The sequence below is a fragment of the Bifidobacterium sp. LH_424 genome, assembly GCF_056356895.1.
On sequence record NZ_JBKEVC010000013.1, the window covers coordinates 1 to 17,309 of the forward strand.

Genomic DNA, 17,309 nt, shown 5'->3' on the forward strand with positions numbered 1-17,309 from the left:
CCAGCCCGCCCGTACCCGGCGCAGACCCACCGTTAAGCGATGGGCTTTCACACCGGACGCGACGAACCGCCTACGAGCCCTTTACGCCCAATAATTCCGGATAACGCTTGCACCCTACGTATTACCGCGGCTGCTGGCACGTAGTTAGCCGGTGCTTATTCGACAGGTACACTCAACGCCAAAAAACGCCTTGCTCCCTGCCAAAAGCGGTTTACAACCCGAAGGCCGTCATCCCGCACGCGGCGTCGCTGCATCAGGCTTGCGCCCATTGTGCAATATTCCCCACTGCTGCCTCCCGTAGGAGTCTGGGCCGTATCTCAGTCCCAATGTGGCCGGTCGCCCTCTCAGGCCGGCTACCCGTCGAAGCCACGGTGCGCCATCACCACACCGTCAAGCTGATAGGACGCGACCCCATCCCGTACCGGTAAGACCCTTTCCCAGAAAACCATGCGATCAACTGGAACATCCGGCATTACCACCCGTTTCCAGGAGCTATTCCGGAGTACGGGGCAGGTCGGTCACGCATTACTCACCCGTTCGCCACTCTCACCCACCAGCAAGCTGGCAGGATCCCGTTCGACTTGCATGTGTTAAGCACGCCGCCAGCGTTCATCCTGAGCCAGAATCGAACCCTCCACAAAAAAACTTGCAGAAAGCATCCGAAAAGATGACTCCCGAAAAAGAAAAAAGACGGAACCCCTTATAAGGAAAGAGGTTCGCACAAAAACCCCGACACCATTCAAACCCCCTCGGGCACTCCAGCAAAACCGGAGCCGGCATCGGACTGGCAATCATTGACTATAAAGAAGTAAGTAGTACAACACACTCTTGAGTTCTCAAACCACCACACACACCGAACAACCCCGGAACCAACCAACAAGGAAAGAACCAAGCCGCTCAGCGGCAGCGAGTGACAAACATACACCACCAACCACCACAACGCAAACCAACCCCAACACAACACCCCAAAAACCCCAGAAACAAGCCAAAACACCGGCGTGTCGAAAACAAGACCCAACACACCACCAACACGCAACCAACAACCACCCACCGACACCCACACACCACCACGCGACACCACGCGACAACGGGAGGAGACACCAGCCCACCAACACCACCACAACACCACGCGACACAATCCGTTCCATAGGCACGAATGCGCATGGCCGACGCGGATGAACGCGGCGGCCATGCGCAGACTGTTGGTTGGATGGAGAGGCGGAGCGGGTTACTTGACGATCTCGCAGAATTCGAGGGTCTCGCGGTTCGGGCCGAAGACGTTGAAGTAGCGGATACCCTTGTCCCAGAAGCTCGGAATGGACTGGATCTCATCCTCCTTGATCTCCAGACCGAGTTCCTTCGCGTTCTCCCACGCGGCCTCGATATCCGGAACGTCGAACGCCCAGTGGTTGATCGCACCGGTGGTCAGCGGGGCCGGATCACCCTCCCAGGTCTCGATGGTCAGGTGGCCGTAGCGCAGGAAGGCGCAACGGTTCTCACCGTTGTGGAACAGGCCGGCGAGTTCGAAGCCGAGCGTCTCGGTGTAGAACTTGATGGTCTCATCCAGGTCCTTGGCGATCATGCCGGAGTGCTGGAAGTCGGTGGTGAATTCGGTCATCTTCTTGGCCATGATGATTCTCCTTTGAATGGTGATGGTTGATTCGATTGTCTCGACAGGTTCAGGATAATCCGTCATTCGGGCGGCGCGGCCGACGCCATGCCGCCCGAATGATCAATCATTGGTATTTCGTTGCCGATCAGGCCGCGATCGCAGACTCCGCCGTCTCGGTCTTCGTTTCCTTGATGCGGTGGCCCTTCTCGTCGAAGCCGGGCTGCTTCGGGTGCAGGGTGCAGGTGAGCAGCAGCGCCACCACGTACAGCGCCGCGTACGTCCAGCAGATGCCTTCGATGCCGATCGACGGCAGCAGGACCGTGGCGATGCCGGGACCGACGAACGTGGTGAGTCCCGCGGCCAGGTTGTAGGCGGAGAGGGCGGCACCCTGCTTGCCGGGGGCTTCGAGCGTCATGATGGTCGGCAGGCAGGAGAACGCGCAGGTACCGATGCCGACGATGATGGAGGCGATGATCATCATCAGCGCGTTCGCGCCGAACCACTGCGGGATGTAGTAGAAGGCGACGGAGCCGACGGCGAGCACGCCGCAACCGAACCAGCGCATCGGCCACACCCAGCCGAAGCGGTCCATGAACCAACCCCAGAAGGTGTTGAAGATCAGGGTGACGACGAACACGAAGCCCCAGATGCGCATCCACTCCTCGGTCTTGAAGATGTTGATGCCGCCGTACTTCGTGGTGCACAGGTAGAGCGGCATGATGACCGGGAAGCCGTAGAGCAGCAGGTTGTTGATGATGCGGATGATGGCGCAGATGGCGATCTTGCGGTTGGTGAACAGGATGGTGGCGCCGTCGGTGAGCTCCTTGAGCTTCTCCTTGGTGCTCAGCCCCTCACCCTTGACGACCTTGTTCTTCGGCACGAACAGGAAGCACATGATGGTGCCGACGATCGAGAACGGCAGCGCGAACCAGAAGGTCCGGTACTCACCGAAGTGCGGCATGATGAAGCTCGGCAGATACGCGCCGAACACGCCGATGCCCAGCGAGAAGCAGGTCCAGAAGAAGCCGGTGGCGGAGGCGAGACGGGCGGGGGTGATGTACTGCGCCATCAGCACGACGAACGAGTAGATGAACAGCGGGTAGCCGATGCCGCGCACCGCGTAGACGGCGAGGATGAACGGATAGATGCCGCTGGGCAAAGCGAGTCCCAGGAAGACCAGGTGAACGGCGATCCACCAGCAGGCGCCGAACATCATAACGCGGCGAGCGCCGAACATCTCGGCGAGCACACCGGCCGTCCAACCGCCGAGTGCGGCGAACAGGCCGTAGACGGTGACCAGACCGGACGCCTGCGCCGCGGTGAAGCCCTGATCGACCATGTACTTGGACAGGAAGGTGAGCTCGAAGCCGTCGCCGGTCATGAAGATGGCCACGGCGAGGAAGCCGAGGAGCAGCACGCGGGGGATGCCGAACTTTTCGAAGAAGCGAATCATGAATAATCCCTACATAAACATCGTTGTCGGATAAGGGGCGGTATATGACCAAAGAGTGTAATGGCCGCCGGGAAAAAGGGGAAAACCGGCGGCCAAGTCTATGAAACGGAGCGGAGCCACGACTCCCTCCCACTGACGGAGGAGTCACGCAACGCCGGCGGGTGAATGGGCCGTTATGGCTCCCTCCCGCTGGCGAGAGGTGGCGCGCAGCGCCGGAGGGTGGTTGCGGACGAGTGCGGACAGTCGCGCGGACCACCCCCACCCGGCTCCGCCGGGAGCCCCCGCCAGCGGGGGCGAGGACAGGAATCCACGTCCTTGCCGAGCCCCGCCGACGCGCCCCCCCACCCGGCTCCGCCGGGAGCCCCCGCCAGCGGGGGCGAAGACGGGTCTCGGCCCCGCCGACCGGAGCGGAGCCACGGCTGCGGGACTCAGTGGGCGAGCTTGACGACGGCCTTGGAGACGCCCTTGATCTTGCCGTCGAGGAAGTCCTGGACCTCTTCGAGCTCGAGCTCGTGGCTGATGAGCGGGTCGACGTTCATCTTGCCGGATTCCAGCAGGCTGATCGCGTCCTTGAAGGTGAGCGGGTTGATGAAGGAGCCCTGGATGGTCAGCTGCTTCTTGTAGATGTCGTAGGTGTTCATCTCGAAGTGAGCCTCCTGCGGGCCGACGCCGAACATGAGCACCTGGGCGCCCTTGTTGGCGGCGGCGACGGCCTGGGCCTGGGTCTGGGGCAGGCCGACGGCCTCGATGATCACGTCGTAGGCGCCTTCCGGGATGGCCTCGCGGGTGGTGTTGTAGATGTTCTTCACGCCGAACAGCTCCTGGTTGCGCTGGAGCTTCTCGTCGAAGATGCCGGCGAGGTCGACCTGGTGCACACCGTAGGCCTGCACGATCTGGGCGAAAAGCTGGCCCATGAAGCCGTCGCCGATGACGAGGGCCTTCTGGTAGGGCTTGAGCTTGAGCAGGTCGACGCCGTGCACGGCGCAGGAGATCGGCTCGATGGCGGCGGCGTCCTTGAGGGAGACGTTGTCCGGCAGCTTGTAGACGACGGTGGCCGGGGCGGTGAACTGCTCGGCGAGGCCGCCATCACGGGTCACGCCGACGGCGGACAGGTGGTCGCACAGCTCCGGACGCTGGGTGAGGCAGAACTCGCACTGGCCGCAGTAGATGTTCGGATCGACGGCGACGCGGTCGCCGGGCTTGACGTTGGTGACCTCGGAGCCGATGGCCTCGACGATGCCGGAGTTCTCGTGGCCGAGGACGATCGGCGGGACGGCGGCGGCGGAGCCCGGACGGCCCGCGTACAGATCGTGGTCGGTGCCGCAGACGCCGGCGTAGGCGGTGTTGATGAGCACCTCGTTCGGCGCGATCTCGGGGGTGGGCAGATCCTGGATCTCGAACTGCTTGACGCCGGTGAGCACGAGTGCCTTCATGATGGTTCCTTTCGATGCGCCTTCGACTGCGAAGACTGTTGCTGTGTTGTTCCTTGTTCTTCCGTCGTCACCGACGGTGTTGAAGTTCGTTCATCTCGCGTTCCCTGCGAGGTGTTGATACACACTATAACTTCTTTTCTTGAGTTTTGCAAATTCATTTTCTAAAACCGAATCACATCGGCGTGTCGCCCGGAATTCCGCCATTCCCGGCAGCCGTACGGCACGAACCAGGTGCACCGCCCACGGAGAAAACCGCAGGAAACCACCGGCAATCCCCGCAAAAACCCGACACGTCTACAATGGGTGTATGAGAAATCCACCGCTGCATCGCTACGCCACCCGCCCGGGCTTCTACTTCACCGAGGACGGCGGCGCGGACGTCGTCGTCCGGTCCGAAACCGCCGATCAGGTGTGGCTGAGCGTGATCGAATCGCTTGACGACCCCACGGCGTTCTATCAGGACGCCATCCGACTGTTCGACGTGCCGAACGTGCCGTTCGTCGACCAGATCCGCGAATTCCCCGTCTGCATGCGCATCCTCGAAGACCTCTACGTGCGCGAGACCCTGTTCCGCATGCAGGGCCCCAACTACGGCCTGTGGTACGTGCACATCCCGAAGGCGTGGAGCGGCATGCGCTACGGATTCCGCGTCGACGGCGCATGGGACCCGCGCCACGGCGTGCGCTTCAACCCGTACAAGCTGCTGCTCGACCCGTACGCGAAGGGCATCGACGGCACGATGGAGCTCTCCCCCGCCGCCTTCTCCTACGAGTGCGAGGTGAAGGACAACCGCGTCACCGGCTCCGCGTTCGGCAATATGAGCACCGTCGACTCGCTCGGCCACATGCCGCTGTCCGTCGCCATCGACGACCGCGACAAGACCAAGCATGACGACGACCCGGACCATCCGCACATCCCGTGGAGCAAGACCGTCATCTACGAGCTGCACGTCAAGGGCTTCACCGCGCAGGCGCCGTGGCTGCCCGAGGAGCTTCGCGGCACCTACGCCGGTCTCGCCCACCCCACCACGCTCGCCTACTTGCAAGGGCTCGGCGTCACCTCGATCGAGCTGCTGCCGATCCAGGCGAAACAGCCGGAGGTGTTCCTCCAGGAACGCAATCGCGTGAACTACTGGGGATACAACACGCTCGGATTCTTCGCCCCCGAACCCTCCTACGCGACGAAGGCCGCGCAGGAGGCCGGAGCGGAGGCGGTGCGCCAGGAGGTCATCGACATGGTGCGCGCCCTGCACGAGGCAGGCTTCGAAGTCATCATGGACGTGGTCTACAACCATTCGTGCGAGGGCGGCGTGGAGGGACCGACCGTCTGCTGGCGCGGCCTCGACGCGATCTCCACGTACCGACGACAGAAGAACAACATCGGCCGTCTGGAGGATACGACCGGCTGCGGCAACACGTTCGACTTCACGAACACGCACGTCGTCACGTTCGCGATCGACTCGCTGCGCTACTGGGCGAAACGCATCGGCATCGACGGATTCCGCTTCGACCTGGGCGTCTCGCTCGCCCGCCTCAACGGCGAGTTCACGCAGCACCACCCGTTCCTGTACGCGCTGCGCGCCGACCTGCTGCTCGGCAACCTCAAGCTCATCATGGAACCATGGGATCTGGGCAATCTCGGCTGGCGCACCGGGCAGTTCTCCGTGCCGTTCGCCGAGTGGAACGACCGGTTCCGCGACACGTCACGCCAGTTCTGGCTCACCGACGTGGAGGGTGGCGGACGCGTCGGCCGCATCGGCATGCAGGAGATGGCAACGCGCCTGTGCGGATCCGCCGACCTGTTCGCCACCGATCCGGGCCGCGGTGCCGCGTCGTCGATCAACTTCGTCACCTGCCATGACGGATTCACGCTCACCGATCTGACCCGCTACGCGAACAAGCACAACGAGGCGAACGGCGAGAACAACAACGACGGCTCGAACGTCAACCACTCCGCGAACTTCGGCACGGAAGGCGAGACCGACGACGTGACGATCGTGGCGCGGCGCGAACGCGCGGCGATGAACATGCTCGGCACGCTGCTGCTCAGCCTCGGCACGCCGATGATGCTCGCCGGCGACGAATTCGGCAATTCGCAGGACGGCAACAACAACGCCTACTGCCAGGACAGCCCGATCAGCTACCTGAAATGGGACTGGCTGTACCAGCCGGAGAAGAGCTGGCACATGCACCGCCTCGAGACCGTGTCGAAGCTGGTGGCCCTGCGCAAGTCGCTCGACCTGTACCATCAGGAGGGCTTCTTCACCAGGCTCACGCAGCTGGGCCTGCTCAAGCCGTCGAGCCGCATCCAATGGTTCCTGCCGAACGGCACCACGCCGATGGAACGCGATTGGTTCGACCTCGGCCAGCGCAGTTTCGCGATGCAGCTGCTCGACGCGAGTGAGACCGACATCCTCATCGTCATCAACGGCGTGCCGGAGGACAAGCAGTTCCGACTCCCCTCGGACAGCGAATGGACGCCCGCATGGTGCTCGGCGGAGAGCACCGGCCATATGCCCGGCCGCGGCCGCGCCGTCGCGGATCTCAAACTGGACGGCCAGCAGACGTTGTGGACGATCAGCGTGCCCGAAAGCAGCGAGATCCACGATCTGGTCGAACGGATGCAGGGCGAGGGCGACGGCGCCACCGCGCGCCAGCTGTCCGACGCGCTCGACGCGGACATGAAGGCGATCGCCCACGCGGAGGCGAAGGCCGCCGCGGAGAAGGAGGAGCAGGCGCGAGCCGAGAAGGCCGCGGCACTGCTGCTGCACCGGCACGCGCCGGAGCCGCAGCAGGCGGCGCACGCCATGACCGGCGCCATCCCGACGCCGCTTGCTACGGGTGGCGCGAACGTCGCGAACGGCAACGGCACGAACGGTACGAACGCCGCGAACGTGAAGGACGCCGACGCGGCCGTCGCCGATTCCGGACCGGAATCCACCGGACCCACCGGACCCACCGCCGCGCCGGCACAACCGGAGGCCGCGACCGGTGCCGAGACGGAGTCCGAGCCGGACACGAACGTGTGGACGTTCCCCGCACTCAGCATCAGCCTGATGAAGCAGCTGAGCTGAGGACCGGGGTCCCAAGCTCCCGGGGTCTTCCGCGAGATCCCGGGACGCTCCGTAAGCCCCCTACGAAAACGACGGAACCCCGCCACCGGATGAACGGTGACGGGGTTCCTTGTCGTGATGGGCAGCGCCCAGGCGAATCAACGCTTGGAGAACTGCGGGGCGCGACGGGCCTTGTGGAGACCAGCCTTCTTGCGCTCGACGACGCGGGCGTCGCGAGTCAGGAAGCCGGCCTTCTTCAGCTCGGCGCGGTTGGCGTCGCGGTCGATCGCGTTCAGCGCACGGGCCACGCCGAGGCGGATGGCGCCGGCCTGGCCGGTGGTGCCGCCACCGTCGACGAGGACGACGACGTCGAACTTGCCCTCGAGCTTGAGGAGCACGATCGGGGAGTTGACCTCACGCTGCAGCAGCTTGGAGGGGAAGTACTCCTCCAGGGTGCGGCCGTTGATGGTCCACTTGCCGGAGCCCGGGATCAGGCGGACACGGGCGACGGCCTCCTTGCGACGACCGGTGCCGTAGCCCGGCTCGATCGCGGAGGTGCCGGTGCCGGCGCCGGCGTTGGTCTCGGTGGTGTAGCTGGTGAGCTCCTCTTCGGTTTCCTGAACCGCGGAGTTGTTGGTGTTTTCAGCCATGTTCTCTATCTCCCTTCGGTTCACTTAGCCTGCTGAGAAACCTGCTGGATCTCGAAGACCTGCGGGTTCTGGCCAGCGTGCGGATGCTCGGAGCCGGCGAAGACACGCAGACGGCCGAGCTGCACCTTGGACAGACGGTTCTTCGGCAACATGCCCTTGACGGCGGAGGTGATGATGCGCTCCGGCTTGTTCTTGAGCAGCTCGGAGTACTTGTCGCGACGCAGACCGCCGGGACGGCCGGAGTGCGAGTACAGTTCCTTGCCCAGCTTGTTACCGGTCAGCGCGATCTTGTCGGCGTTGATGACGATAACGTAGTTGCCGGAGTCGGCGTGCGGCGCGAAGGTCGGCTTGTTCTTGCCACGCAGCAGGTTCGCGACCTGGGAGGCGAGACGACCGAGCACCACATCGGAAGCGTCGACGATGTACCAGTCATGAGTCAGATCAGCTGGCTTCGGAGTGAAAGTCTTCACTGTATCTACCTTTTCACTATTGTGTTCCGGGCTTCGGCTGCTCGGTGTGCGCTTGGTTAGGGCGCGCGATCCGATAAGCTTCAGACCTCTTTATCCGTGGGCTCCCTGAAAGTCCTCGATGGCGAGTGGGAAAGCGCTTTGAAGGACCCCTTAGGGAAACACAACAATCCACTAGTATATCGCCGGCCTTGACATCACCCCGGGCGTGTCGTGGCGGTGAGAATCGGGAGTCGGGCGGGGCCGTTCCGCCCCGACGCTCCCGGCACCCCCCCTCAGTCGGCCTGCGGCCGCCAGCTCCCCCTGAAGGGGGCGCAGAATAAAGAAAGTCCGTTCCCCGTGAAGGGAGCGGACTTTCGGCCGTCAGGGACACGGACGGCACATCAACCGTTCGTCCGAACGCGTCAGCCGTTCATGATGGCGGCGAGGCGCTGCACGGACTCGCGCTCGAACAGGCCTTCGACCGGAACCACGTCGCCCTTGTCGTCGGCGAGCGGGATGCGCCAGTTCGGGTACTCGTTGTTGGTGCCCGGCTGGTTCTGCGCGCGCTTCTCCCCCACCGCGTCGGTGATGGAGGCGGCGAGCAGCTTGCACGGCGAGCCCTTGAGCGCGCGATACTGCGCTTCGATGATGTCCTGCTCGTGATCCTCGCGATGGTCGGCGAAGTCGGCGTCGAGGTAGTTCTCGCGCACGAGCATCTCCAGCATGGCGTTCTGCTCGTTCATGGCGTCCTGCTCGACCTTCTCCTTCGGCTCGGTGAGCAGGCCGAGGCGCTCGCGCAGCTCGACATGCTCCAGCTCGAGGTATCCGGCCGCCGGCGGCAGGTCGTGCGTGTTGACCGAGGCGAGCGCGTACGGACGCCAGTCGGAGGGCGCGCGGAACTTGCCGTCGCGCTGCTCGAACCATTCGACGGCACAGCCGAGCAGTCCGTGCTTGGACAGCGAATCGGCCACGTAGGCGGGCACGACGCCCAGATCCTCGCCGACGACCACGCCGTCGGCGCGGGAGGCCTCGAGCGCGAGGATGCCGAGCATCGTCTCGGAATCGTAGTGCACGTAGGCACCGTCCACCGGCTTGCGCCCGGCGGGCACCCACCACAGGCGGAACAGGCCGAGGATGTGGTCGATGCGCACCGCGCCCGCGTGCGCGAACATGTTGTGCACGAGGTTGCGGTAGGGGGCGTAGCCGGTGTTCTCCAGGGCGATCGGGCTCAGCGGCGGCTGGCTCCAATCCTGGCCCTGCTGGTTGAACATGTCCGGCGGGGCGCCGACGGTCGCGCCCTTCGCGAAGTTCTCCGGATGCCACCAGACCTCGGAGCCGAGCGCGTGCACGCCGACGGCCATATCGGCCATGAGGCCGATGCGCATGCCCGCCTCACGGGCCTCGCGCTGCGCGCGGTCGAGCTGTTCGGTGGCGATCCATTCGAGCCAGCGGTAGAAGTTGAGCGTGTCGGGGAACTGCTGCTTGAGCCCCTGGACCTCGGGCGAATCCTTGGTGAACTTCTGCTCCCAGTTGTCGAGCTCGCGGGTCGGCGCGCCCCACTTGTCGTAGCACAGGCACCAGGTGGCGTAGCCTTCGAGGTCGTCGCCGGCGGCCTTGCAGTAGTCGGCGAACGCCTGCTGGCGCTCCGGGGAACGGCCGAGCTTGAAGATGATCCACAGGGCGTGCATCTTCGCGCGCCACATCGAATCGCGGTCGATGAGCTGGGCGTCGCCGTTGAGCGGCTCGACGGAGGAGTGCAGCTCCTCGACCTGCGCGAGGCTCTCTTTGCCGAGCAGCTGGTACTCCTCGATGGCCTCGGGGCGGATGTACGTGAAGTTGACGAGACCGCGCGCGATCGGCAGGTACGGCGACGGCGTCAGCGGGGAGACGGGTTCGGCGGCGTGCACCGGGTTGATGAGCGCGAAGTCGCTACCCGTGCGGCGCTTCGCCTCCTTGAGCAGGTCGGCGAGGTCCTGGAAGTCGCCCACGCCCCACGAGTTCGCGGAGCGGATGGAGTACAGCTGCGCCATCCAGCCCCACAGGCGGCCGTTCTTCATCTCGTCGAGCAGTTCGACGCGCGACGGCGCGCTGATCAGCGTGGCGTCCTGCGTGGTTTCGCCCACCGTGACGTGCAGCGTGTGGTAGCCGGCCGGCAGGTCGGCGGGGATGGTGATCGACGACGTGGTGATGAACCGGTCGTTGAGCACGTAGGCCCTCGAGCCGTCGCCGGGACCGTAGTCGAGCGTCCTGCCGTAATCCTCGCCGCTTTCGAGCGTGATGGTCGCCTTCGGCAGGTCGAACACGCCGCCGTTGACGAGCACGCGCGTGTCCTCGCCGACCGTGTGCAGCACGGTGGGCGGTACGAGGCGGCTGCGACGCGCGTCGCGGATGTGCTTGATGGAACCGCGGATCGCATCCTCTCCGGAGGCGTCGATGCCCAAGGCGGCGAGCAGATCCACCAGGACATCGTCCTCGATCTCGTGGTAGTCGTCGCTCATCCCCACATAGCTGGTGCCGATGCCCACCAATTTGGCCAGCTGAATCAGCGGACGGGCGAGCCGCTCAGCGCTTTCCGTTCTCTCAGTCATGGCTCCCAGTGTAACGCCGAGGTGGAGAAAACGCCGACACGTGGGGTTTACATGGGCGATGCCGTACACTACTCGCGCGCGTGAGCCGCCTTCAGGCCGGGCCCGTCGCCCCGGAAGACCCGCCGGCCCGCCAGCCGGCCTGTGCGGCCTTGCGCTTCGCCACGGCGTGCAGCACCTCGGCGGAGGGGTCGTCGGCCAGTTTCGCCACGGTCTCGGGCGTGGCGTTCGGGTTGAGCGCCACCGCGCGGCGCACCATCGAGGAGAGCACGGCGGGCGCGCCGGGTTCGAGCTCGGTGCCGAGCGTGGCGAGGAAGGCGAGCGTGGCCGCGTCCACCTCAGGGTTCTGCGCGCCTTCGAGCCGCATCTTCCACGAGGTCTTCGTGTTGCGCAGCGCCGCGTCGCGCACTTCGGGCACCGGGTCCTTGGTGAGGCGCCCGACCAGCCAGTTCTTGTCGCTTTCGTTGCCGGCGACCGCCTTGCGTACTTCGGGTTCCGGATCCGCGGCGAGTTTGACGAGCACGTTCGGGAACGGCATCGTCTCGGCGAGGAAGACGCGGTCGGCGACCGGCGTATGCGGGTTGCCGCCGACGGCCTCGAGCAGTGCGGTGGCGCGCGAGAACGCGGCCTGGTCGGCGCGGTCGGGCAGCTCGCGTCGCGCGAATTCGGACAGTTCGGCGGAATCCTCGCTATGGCGCAGATGCTCGTAGGTGACGGTCAACGGCTCGAAATCGGTGTCGCTCATGCGCCCCAGCCTACCGCGCGTGTCAGTCCTGCGCGACCGCGCGGTTCACCACGTCGAGCGGCTCCGGCACGACGGTCGCATTGAACGTCTCGCGCACGAGATCCTCGAATCGCGGAGCTTCGTCGACCGGCAGCGACGCGACGAGCGTCACGTCGGCCGCGTACGTCTCGTCGGACTGCGTGCCGTGCACCGTGGCGAGGATCTGCTGGAACCGTTTGAGCTGCGGGTACTGCAACGCGACGAGGTAGCGCCGGCACGGCACGATCGCCGCCTGCCGCGCCGCCTTCACGGCGATCGACGCACCGGTCGAATACGCGCGGATGAGCCCGCCGGAGCCGAGCAGGATGCCGCCGAAATACCGCGTCACGGCGACCACGCAGTCGGTGAGGTCGTTCGCGCGGATCACGTCGAGGATCGGCTTGCCGGCGGTGCCGGACGGCTCGCCGTCGTCGCTCATGCGCTCCGCCACGCGGCCGTCGGCGCCGCCGCAGACGGCCGCGTAGGCGACATGACGTGATTTCGGATGCCGCTCGCGGATCCGCTCGACGAAGGCGAGCGCCTCGTCGAGCGTCGCGACGTGCGCGGCGTCGCCGATGAACTCGGATTTCTTCTCGACGAACGCGTCGTGCGCGGGCTGGTCCGTCGGGTCGAGGATCGTCCGCATCACGCCTCGCGATCGTGTTCGGAGACGACGACGTTCACGTCGCCGCCCGTGAGGTAGGCGAGCGTGGCGTCCGCCATCTGCCTGGTGAGATCGGCGAACGCGCCGTCGGTGCGCCACGCGACGTGCGGCGTGAGGATCACGTTGTCCATCGCGTGCAACGGGTCGTCGGTGGGAAGCGGCTCCTTGTCGAACACGTCGAGTGCCGCGTGGACGTCGCCGCGCGCGAGACGTTCCGCGAGCGCGCCCGGCGCGATGACCTCGGCGCGCGCCGTGTTGACGAACAACGCGCCGGGCTTGAGGCGTGCGAGATGGTCGGCGGTGACGATGCCGCGCGTCGCTCCGTCGATGAGCGGCAGGTGGACGGTGACGACGTCCGAGGCAGCGATGAGCGCGCCGAGGTCGTCGACCGGCGTGACGCCGTACCGCGTGAACCGGTCGACCGGCGTATGCCCGGTCCACCATGCGGACACGTCCATACCGAGCGCCCGCGCGATCCGCGCGACGGCGCCGCCGATGCCGCCGAGGCCGATGATGCCGAGACGGCGGCCGGCGAGCTGCATGCCGTCCGCGAACGGACCGGACCAGCCGCCCGCCTTGACGCCCGCGTCGAGCGCGCCGACATGCCGCGTGAGCTCGAACAGAAGGGCGAACGTGTGTTCGGCGACGGCGGCGTCGCCGTAGTGGACGGCGTTGCAGATGCGCATGCCGAGCTCGCGCGCGAGCGCCAGATCGATGTAGCTGGCGACGCCGGTGCCGGAGAACACGATGCACTTGAGGCCGTCCGCGTGCAGGCGGCGCAGCAGCGCGTCGGAGATGTGCGGGCCGCCGTTGAGCATGACGGTCGCGCCGGCCACGCGACTGGCGATGAGGTCCTCGTCCTCGGTGAAGTCGCCGTACATGTGCACGCGGGCGACGTCATGCAGACGTTCCAGCTGCGCGGTGAGCGGCGCAATCATCGAGCCAAGCACGGCGGGCATGACGACGAGCGGCAGGTCGGTGCGCTCCGGCTGGGTGTCGAGGATGATCGGGGATGTGGCGGATGGCGTGTGCGGCATGGTCATGGAGCCTACCTTAGCGCGGTCGGCGCGGGTGCGCGTCACCGGGTCGCCTGTCGTTCGCCCGTGATGTTCCACTCGTGCACGACGTCCGGATCGGCGCCCATCGCGTAGATGACGTTCGAGATGCGCTGGCGCTGCCTCGCGTCCTCCGTCTCGTTCCAACAGGTGCCGTCCGGATGGTCGGAGGAGATCGGGCACCACACGTATTGGCCCTGCCGCATGTTCGCGGTGGGCAGCCAGTCGATGCGGCTCACGCGCCACGACCCCTTGACGCCCTTTTTGCCGGCGAACTGGATGCGCGCGGTGACGCCCTGGTTGTTCACCTCGTTGCCGGGGATGTACGAGGTGACGGTGACCGCGTTGCCGAGACCGTAGACGATCCACGTGCCGTTGTAATGCTCGATCGGCTGCGCGCAATGGCATCCGGCGCCATAGATCACGTCGAACGCGCCCGTGTCGGCGAGCTCGTGCGCCTCGGACACCTGCCAGGAATCCGCGTAGTCGAGGTACTCCTGCACCGAGTGCATGGCGATGGCGACCACGTCGGCGCCCTGTTCGCGCGCCTTGTCCGCCTTGTCGACCGCGCGTTGGATGTCGGAATCATGGTGCGGGTCGCCGCTTTCGCGCAGACGGTCCACCCGCCAATCCTGGTCGGCAGTCTGGCCGTTGAGCGAGACGGTGCCGGTGACGAGGCCCAGCTTGCCACCGCCGGTCGGCGAGTCGATGACGAGCGGCTTGACGGAATCCGCCTCGGTCTTGTACGAGCCGGTCTGGGCGATGCCCAGCGAGTCGAGCGTGTCCCACAGGCGCGCGATGCCGTCGGAGCCCTGGTCCCACGAATGGTTCGTGGCGTGCGTGCACGCATCGTAGCCGACGTGCTTGGCGGCGTCCGCCACCTCGGGCGGGATGTTGAAGACCGGGTACGCGGAGTAGGGGCCGCCGCGCGGGGCGATCGGCGTCTCGAACTCGCATACGGCGATGTCGGAGGCCTGGATGTACTTCCTCATCGGCTCGAACAGCGGGTCGAAGTCGAACGCGGTGCCGTCGGTGGCCGTGGTGTCCGGCCCCGCGAAATGCTCCCACAGACCCTCATGGAACAGCAGGTCGCCGTTGACGAGCATCGCGATGCAGTCCGTGTCCGGGCAGTCCGGGGAGTTGCCGTGATGCTCGGCGGCGGGCTTGGGCACGGCCTGCCTGATCCGGGATTCCGTGGATGCCGCCGCTGTTTCCTGCGTTTCCGGTGATGCTCCGACCATGCTCTGGCCGATCCGGCCGGTGGATACCGCCCACGCGCCTCCACTGAACGTGAGCACGATCGCCGCGACCAGCGCGACGACCACGATGGTCCTGACGTGTGACGGTCCGCTGGACGGCGGCGTATGACGACCGACGCCGTTGATGTGTCTCATGGCTGCTCTGCCTTTCTTCTCCCGCTCTTTCCGTCGAGGATACCGCCGCCCATGCCGCCACGGGGATTGCCGTGGGAACCGGGTGTCGCGCGACGTTTGGGGATAGAATGGCCCGCAGGAGACGGACGGACAATGGCGTACCTCCGGCTCCGCCTATATGCATGCGACGCGGTATGCGACACATGACGCACGATGGCGGTGCCGGAGGTTCCCTGTCAGTATGTGGGTATGCGAAAATCATGGATTTTGTGAATACGGCGGGTCGCATCCGAGGGGTGGTGTATAGTTTCATGCTGTTGTGTTCATGACACAATGTGGAGTGATGCCTGAGTGGCCGAAAGGGGCACCCTGCTAAGGTGTTAGCTGCTTTGAGCGGCTCGGGGGTTCGAATCCCCCTCACTCCGCCCGCTAGGGATTCACGGTTTCTCGTGAATCCCTTTTTTCATGCCGAAAACGGCGGCGTTCCAACGGTTCCGGGCCATTCCGGCACTCGCCGGCCGTTCGCGCGATGGCGCGTATTGGCGCGTGGATATGGGGACGGTGTGGGGTACATAGTGGGGTAACGAAATCGGCCGGGGACGCTCGTACCCCACTAAGCCACATGGAGGTGCTGCATGGCGAGACAGGCGAAGCGCAAGCGGCGCGCGTTCGGCCACGTGAAGCCCACGCGCAAGCATGGCCGGGACTACCTAGAGTTCTCATACGCGACCCCTATTGACGCGTTCGCCCAATGGCCGGGACTCCCCCAGCGCTGCTACAAGATGGTGCCGAAAGAGTTCGAGTGGGAGGGCGAAGCGTGGTTGACGGCGGCACAGACCGCAATCAAGGCCGGCACTTGGACACCGCCGCAATCGGAGAGGGAACAGGCCCGGCGTGAATCCGTCACGTTCCGCGAGTATGCCGGCCCGTGGGTGGAACACCGCAAGAAGCCGGACGGCACCGACCTGAAAGAGACCGCGAAACAGAAGTACCGTGAATCGCTGGAACTGTATTTGCTGCCGTTCTTCGGCGATATGCCCATGACCTCGATAACCCCGGCAGTCGTGCAACGGTGGTTCGACGCGTTCCGGCCGGTGCAGCTCGACGCCGACCTTGAGGACAGGCGCGCCCACGTGTACCGTCACCTCGCCACGATGATGAAGAGCGCCGCCGAAACACCAATAGACGACGAAGGACACACGCTCATACCGTCCAGCCCGTGCCGGCTGAAGGTCGGCAAGCCGGCCGTAAAGCACGTGCCGGTGCGCCCCACGCGCGAACAGCTCGACGCGTTGATTGCCGTCATGCCCGAATGGGTGCGGCTTGTGGTGCTGCTATGCAACGGCGCGGGCCTACGTGAAAGTGAGGCGCTGGGATTGCGCCGCCGTCACATCGACCTTGACGGGTTGACGATTCACGTGGTCGAACAGGTGCAGCGCGTGAAGAATCCCAAGACCGGCAAGGGCGATACGGCGATACTCACACCGAAAACCCGTTCCTCCATCCGTACCGTCCCCATGACCCGCGCGCTCGCCGACCGGTTGGCCGCATGGATGGAACAGCGTGGAATCACCGACTCTGACGCGCACCTGTTCACGTCCGACCGCACCGGCGACGTGCATTATGGGCAGCACTACCGCAACGCGTTCGCCAAAGCACGCGAACAGGTGCCCGGCCTTGAGACCATGCGCCCGCACGACCTCCGCAAGGACTGTCTCTCTCGCATGATGGAACTGGGAGCCACGGTGAGCGAGGTCATGCGACAGGGCGGGCATACCACAATGGCCGTCGCGAGCCGCTACCAAGTCACCGGCGAACAACACCTAGGCGAGGTCATGGCCCGCATGAACGCATACGACAACGGAAACGACGCGCCGGCGAGCGCGACGGACACCACGACCGTACCGACGCCGCCCGTGCCGGCCACTGCTTCGGATGCCGACACGGGCGACGATACGGGAGAACTGCGAGCGCTCGCCGACGTGCTCGCCGGCATGGAGACCGTGGAGCGCGTGGCCGTGCTGCGGCCGTTGCCGGTGGAGCGTCGGGCGCGTGTGCTGGAGCTGCTGCCGTCCCCGGTGCGAGTGGAGACCATGACGGGACTATTGGGGGAGGTGATGGCATGATTGCGACACGCCGGATAGGGTGGAGTCATGTCCGTCAGTCGGTGGGGTATTTCTCACATTTTTCGGGACTACCTACCACATGTGGCAAACGCCG

General features: G+C 65.3%; 12 protein-coding genes, 1 tRNA gene and 1 rRNA gene. 3 read left to right on the forward strand and 11 right to left on the reverse strand.

The window, feature by feature from the left end; genetic code table 11:
* The 4 genes from AC1AYP_RS09565 to AC1AYP_RS09580 all read right to left on the reverse strand — a co-directional run.
* Window positions 1-641 (reverse strand): 16S ribosomal RNA (locus AC1AYP_RS09565); the annotation flags it as partial.
* A gap of 587 nt (window positions 642-1,228) precedes the next feature.
* Window positions 1,229-1,630 carry a VOC family protein gene (locus AC1AYP_RS09570; protein ID WP_034527195.1) on the reverse strand — a complete coding sequence of 134 codons (402 nt, stop codon included), beginning with the start codon at window positions 1,628-1,630 and terminating at the stop codon, window positions 1,229-1,231.
* 127 nt (window positions 1,631-1,757) lie between these two features.
* The gene (locus tag AC1AYP_RS09575) at window positions 1,758-3,065 is read right to left on the reverse strand and encodes an MFS transporter (RefSeq protein ID WP_034527192.1); all 1,308 of its coding nucleotides are present in this window, start codon (window positions 3,063-3,065) and stop codon (window positions 1,758-1,760) included.
* A gap of 428 nt (window positions 3,066-3,493) precedes the next feature.
* Window positions 3,494-4,498, reverse strand: a complete 1,005-nt coding sequence (locus tag AC1AYP_RS09580; RefSeq protein WP_476502803.1) for a zinc-dependent alcohol dehydrogenase family protein — start codon at window positions 4,496-4,498, stop codon at window positions 3,494-3,496.
* A gap of 307 nt (window positions 4,499-4,805) precedes the next feature.
* On the opposite strand from AC1AYP_RS09580, the gene glgX reads away from it, so the two are divergent.
* Entirely contained in the window at window positions 4,806-7,571 is a 2,766-nt protein-coding gene (gene glgX, locus AC1AYP_RS09585) for a glycogen debranching protein GlgX (protein WP_476502804.1), read from the forward strand.
* Between the two features lie 137 nt (window positions 7,572-7,708).
* Here the strand turns inward: glgX and rpsI are convergent, their stop codons facing one another.
* From rpsI to AC1AYP_RS09620, 7 genes are all read right to left on the reverse strand, one after another.
* Window positions 7,709-8,200, reverse strand: coding sequence for a 30S ribosomal protein S9 (gene rpsI / locus AC1AYP_RS09590; RefSeq protein ID WP_034527187.1), 492 nt, complete (start codon window positions 8,198-8,200; stop codon window positions 7,709-7,711).
* A 20-nt stretch (window positions 8,201-8,220) separates the two neighbouring features.
* A complete protein-coding gene (gene rplM / locus AC1AYP_RS09595; RefSeq protein WP_476502805.1) occupies window positions 8,221-8,670 on the reverse strand; it encodes a 50S ribosomal protein L13 in 450 nt (149 codons plus the stop codon).
* Window positions 8,671-9,071: 401 nt separating this feature from the next.
* A complete protein-coding gene (gene malQ, locus AC1AYP_RS09600; RefSeq protein WP_476502806.1) occupies window positions 9,072-11,237 on the reverse strand; it encodes a 4-alpha-glucanotransferase in 2,166 nt (721 codons plus the stop codon).
* A gap of 91 nt (window positions 11,238-11,328) precedes the next feature.
* Window positions 11,329-11,979 carry an AbrB family transcriptional regulator gene (locus AC1AYP_RS09605; RefSeq protein WP_476547714.1) on the reverse strand — a complete coding sequence of 217 codons (651 nt, stop codon included), beginning with the start codon at window positions 11,977-11,979 and terminating at the stop codon, window positions 11,329-11,331.
* A gap of 22 nt (window positions 11,980-12,001) precedes the next feature.
* Window positions 12,002-12,643, reverse strand: coding sequence for an IMPACT family protein (locus tag AC1AYP_RS09610; protein WP_476502872.1), 642 nt, complete (start codon window positions 12,641-12,643; stop codon window positions 12,002-12,004).
* Window positions 12,643-13,704, reverse strand: a complete 1,062-nt coding sequence (locus AC1AYP_RS09615) for an NAD(P)-dependent oxidoreductase (RefSeq protein WP_476502808.1) — start codon at window positions 13,702-13,704, stop codon at window positions 12,643-12,645. The genes AC1AYP_RS09610 and AC1AYP_RS09615 overlap by 1 nt, the downstream gene beginning before the upstream one ends.
* A gap of 35 nt (window positions 13,705-13,739) precedes the next feature.
* Window positions 13,740-15,110 carry a CapA family protein gene (locus AC1AYP_RS09620; protein ID WP_476502809.1) on the reverse strand — a complete coding sequence of 457 codons (1,371 nt, stop codon included), beginning with the start codon at window positions 15,108-15,110 and terminating at the stop codon, window positions 13,740-13,742.
* 316 nt (window positions 15,111-15,426) lie between these two features.
* Between AC1AYP_RS09620 and AC1AYP_RS09625 the strand changes: the two genes are divergently transcribed.
* Together AC1AYP_RS09625 and AC1AYP_RS09630 are read left to right on the forward strand one after the other, a co-directional pair.
* Window positions 15,427-15,514: transfer RNA gene (locus AC1AYP_RS09625), tRNA-Ser, on the forward strand.
* A gap of 210 nt (window positions 15,515-15,724) precedes the next feature.
* Window positions 15,725-17,215 carry a site-specific integrase gene (locus tag AC1AYP_RS09630; protein WP_476502810.1) on the forward strand — a complete coding sequence of 497 codons (1,491 nt, stop codon included), beginning with the start codon at window positions 15,725-15,727 and terminating at the stop codon, window positions 17,213-17,215.
* Window positions 17,216-17,309 lie beyond the last annotated feature (94 nt).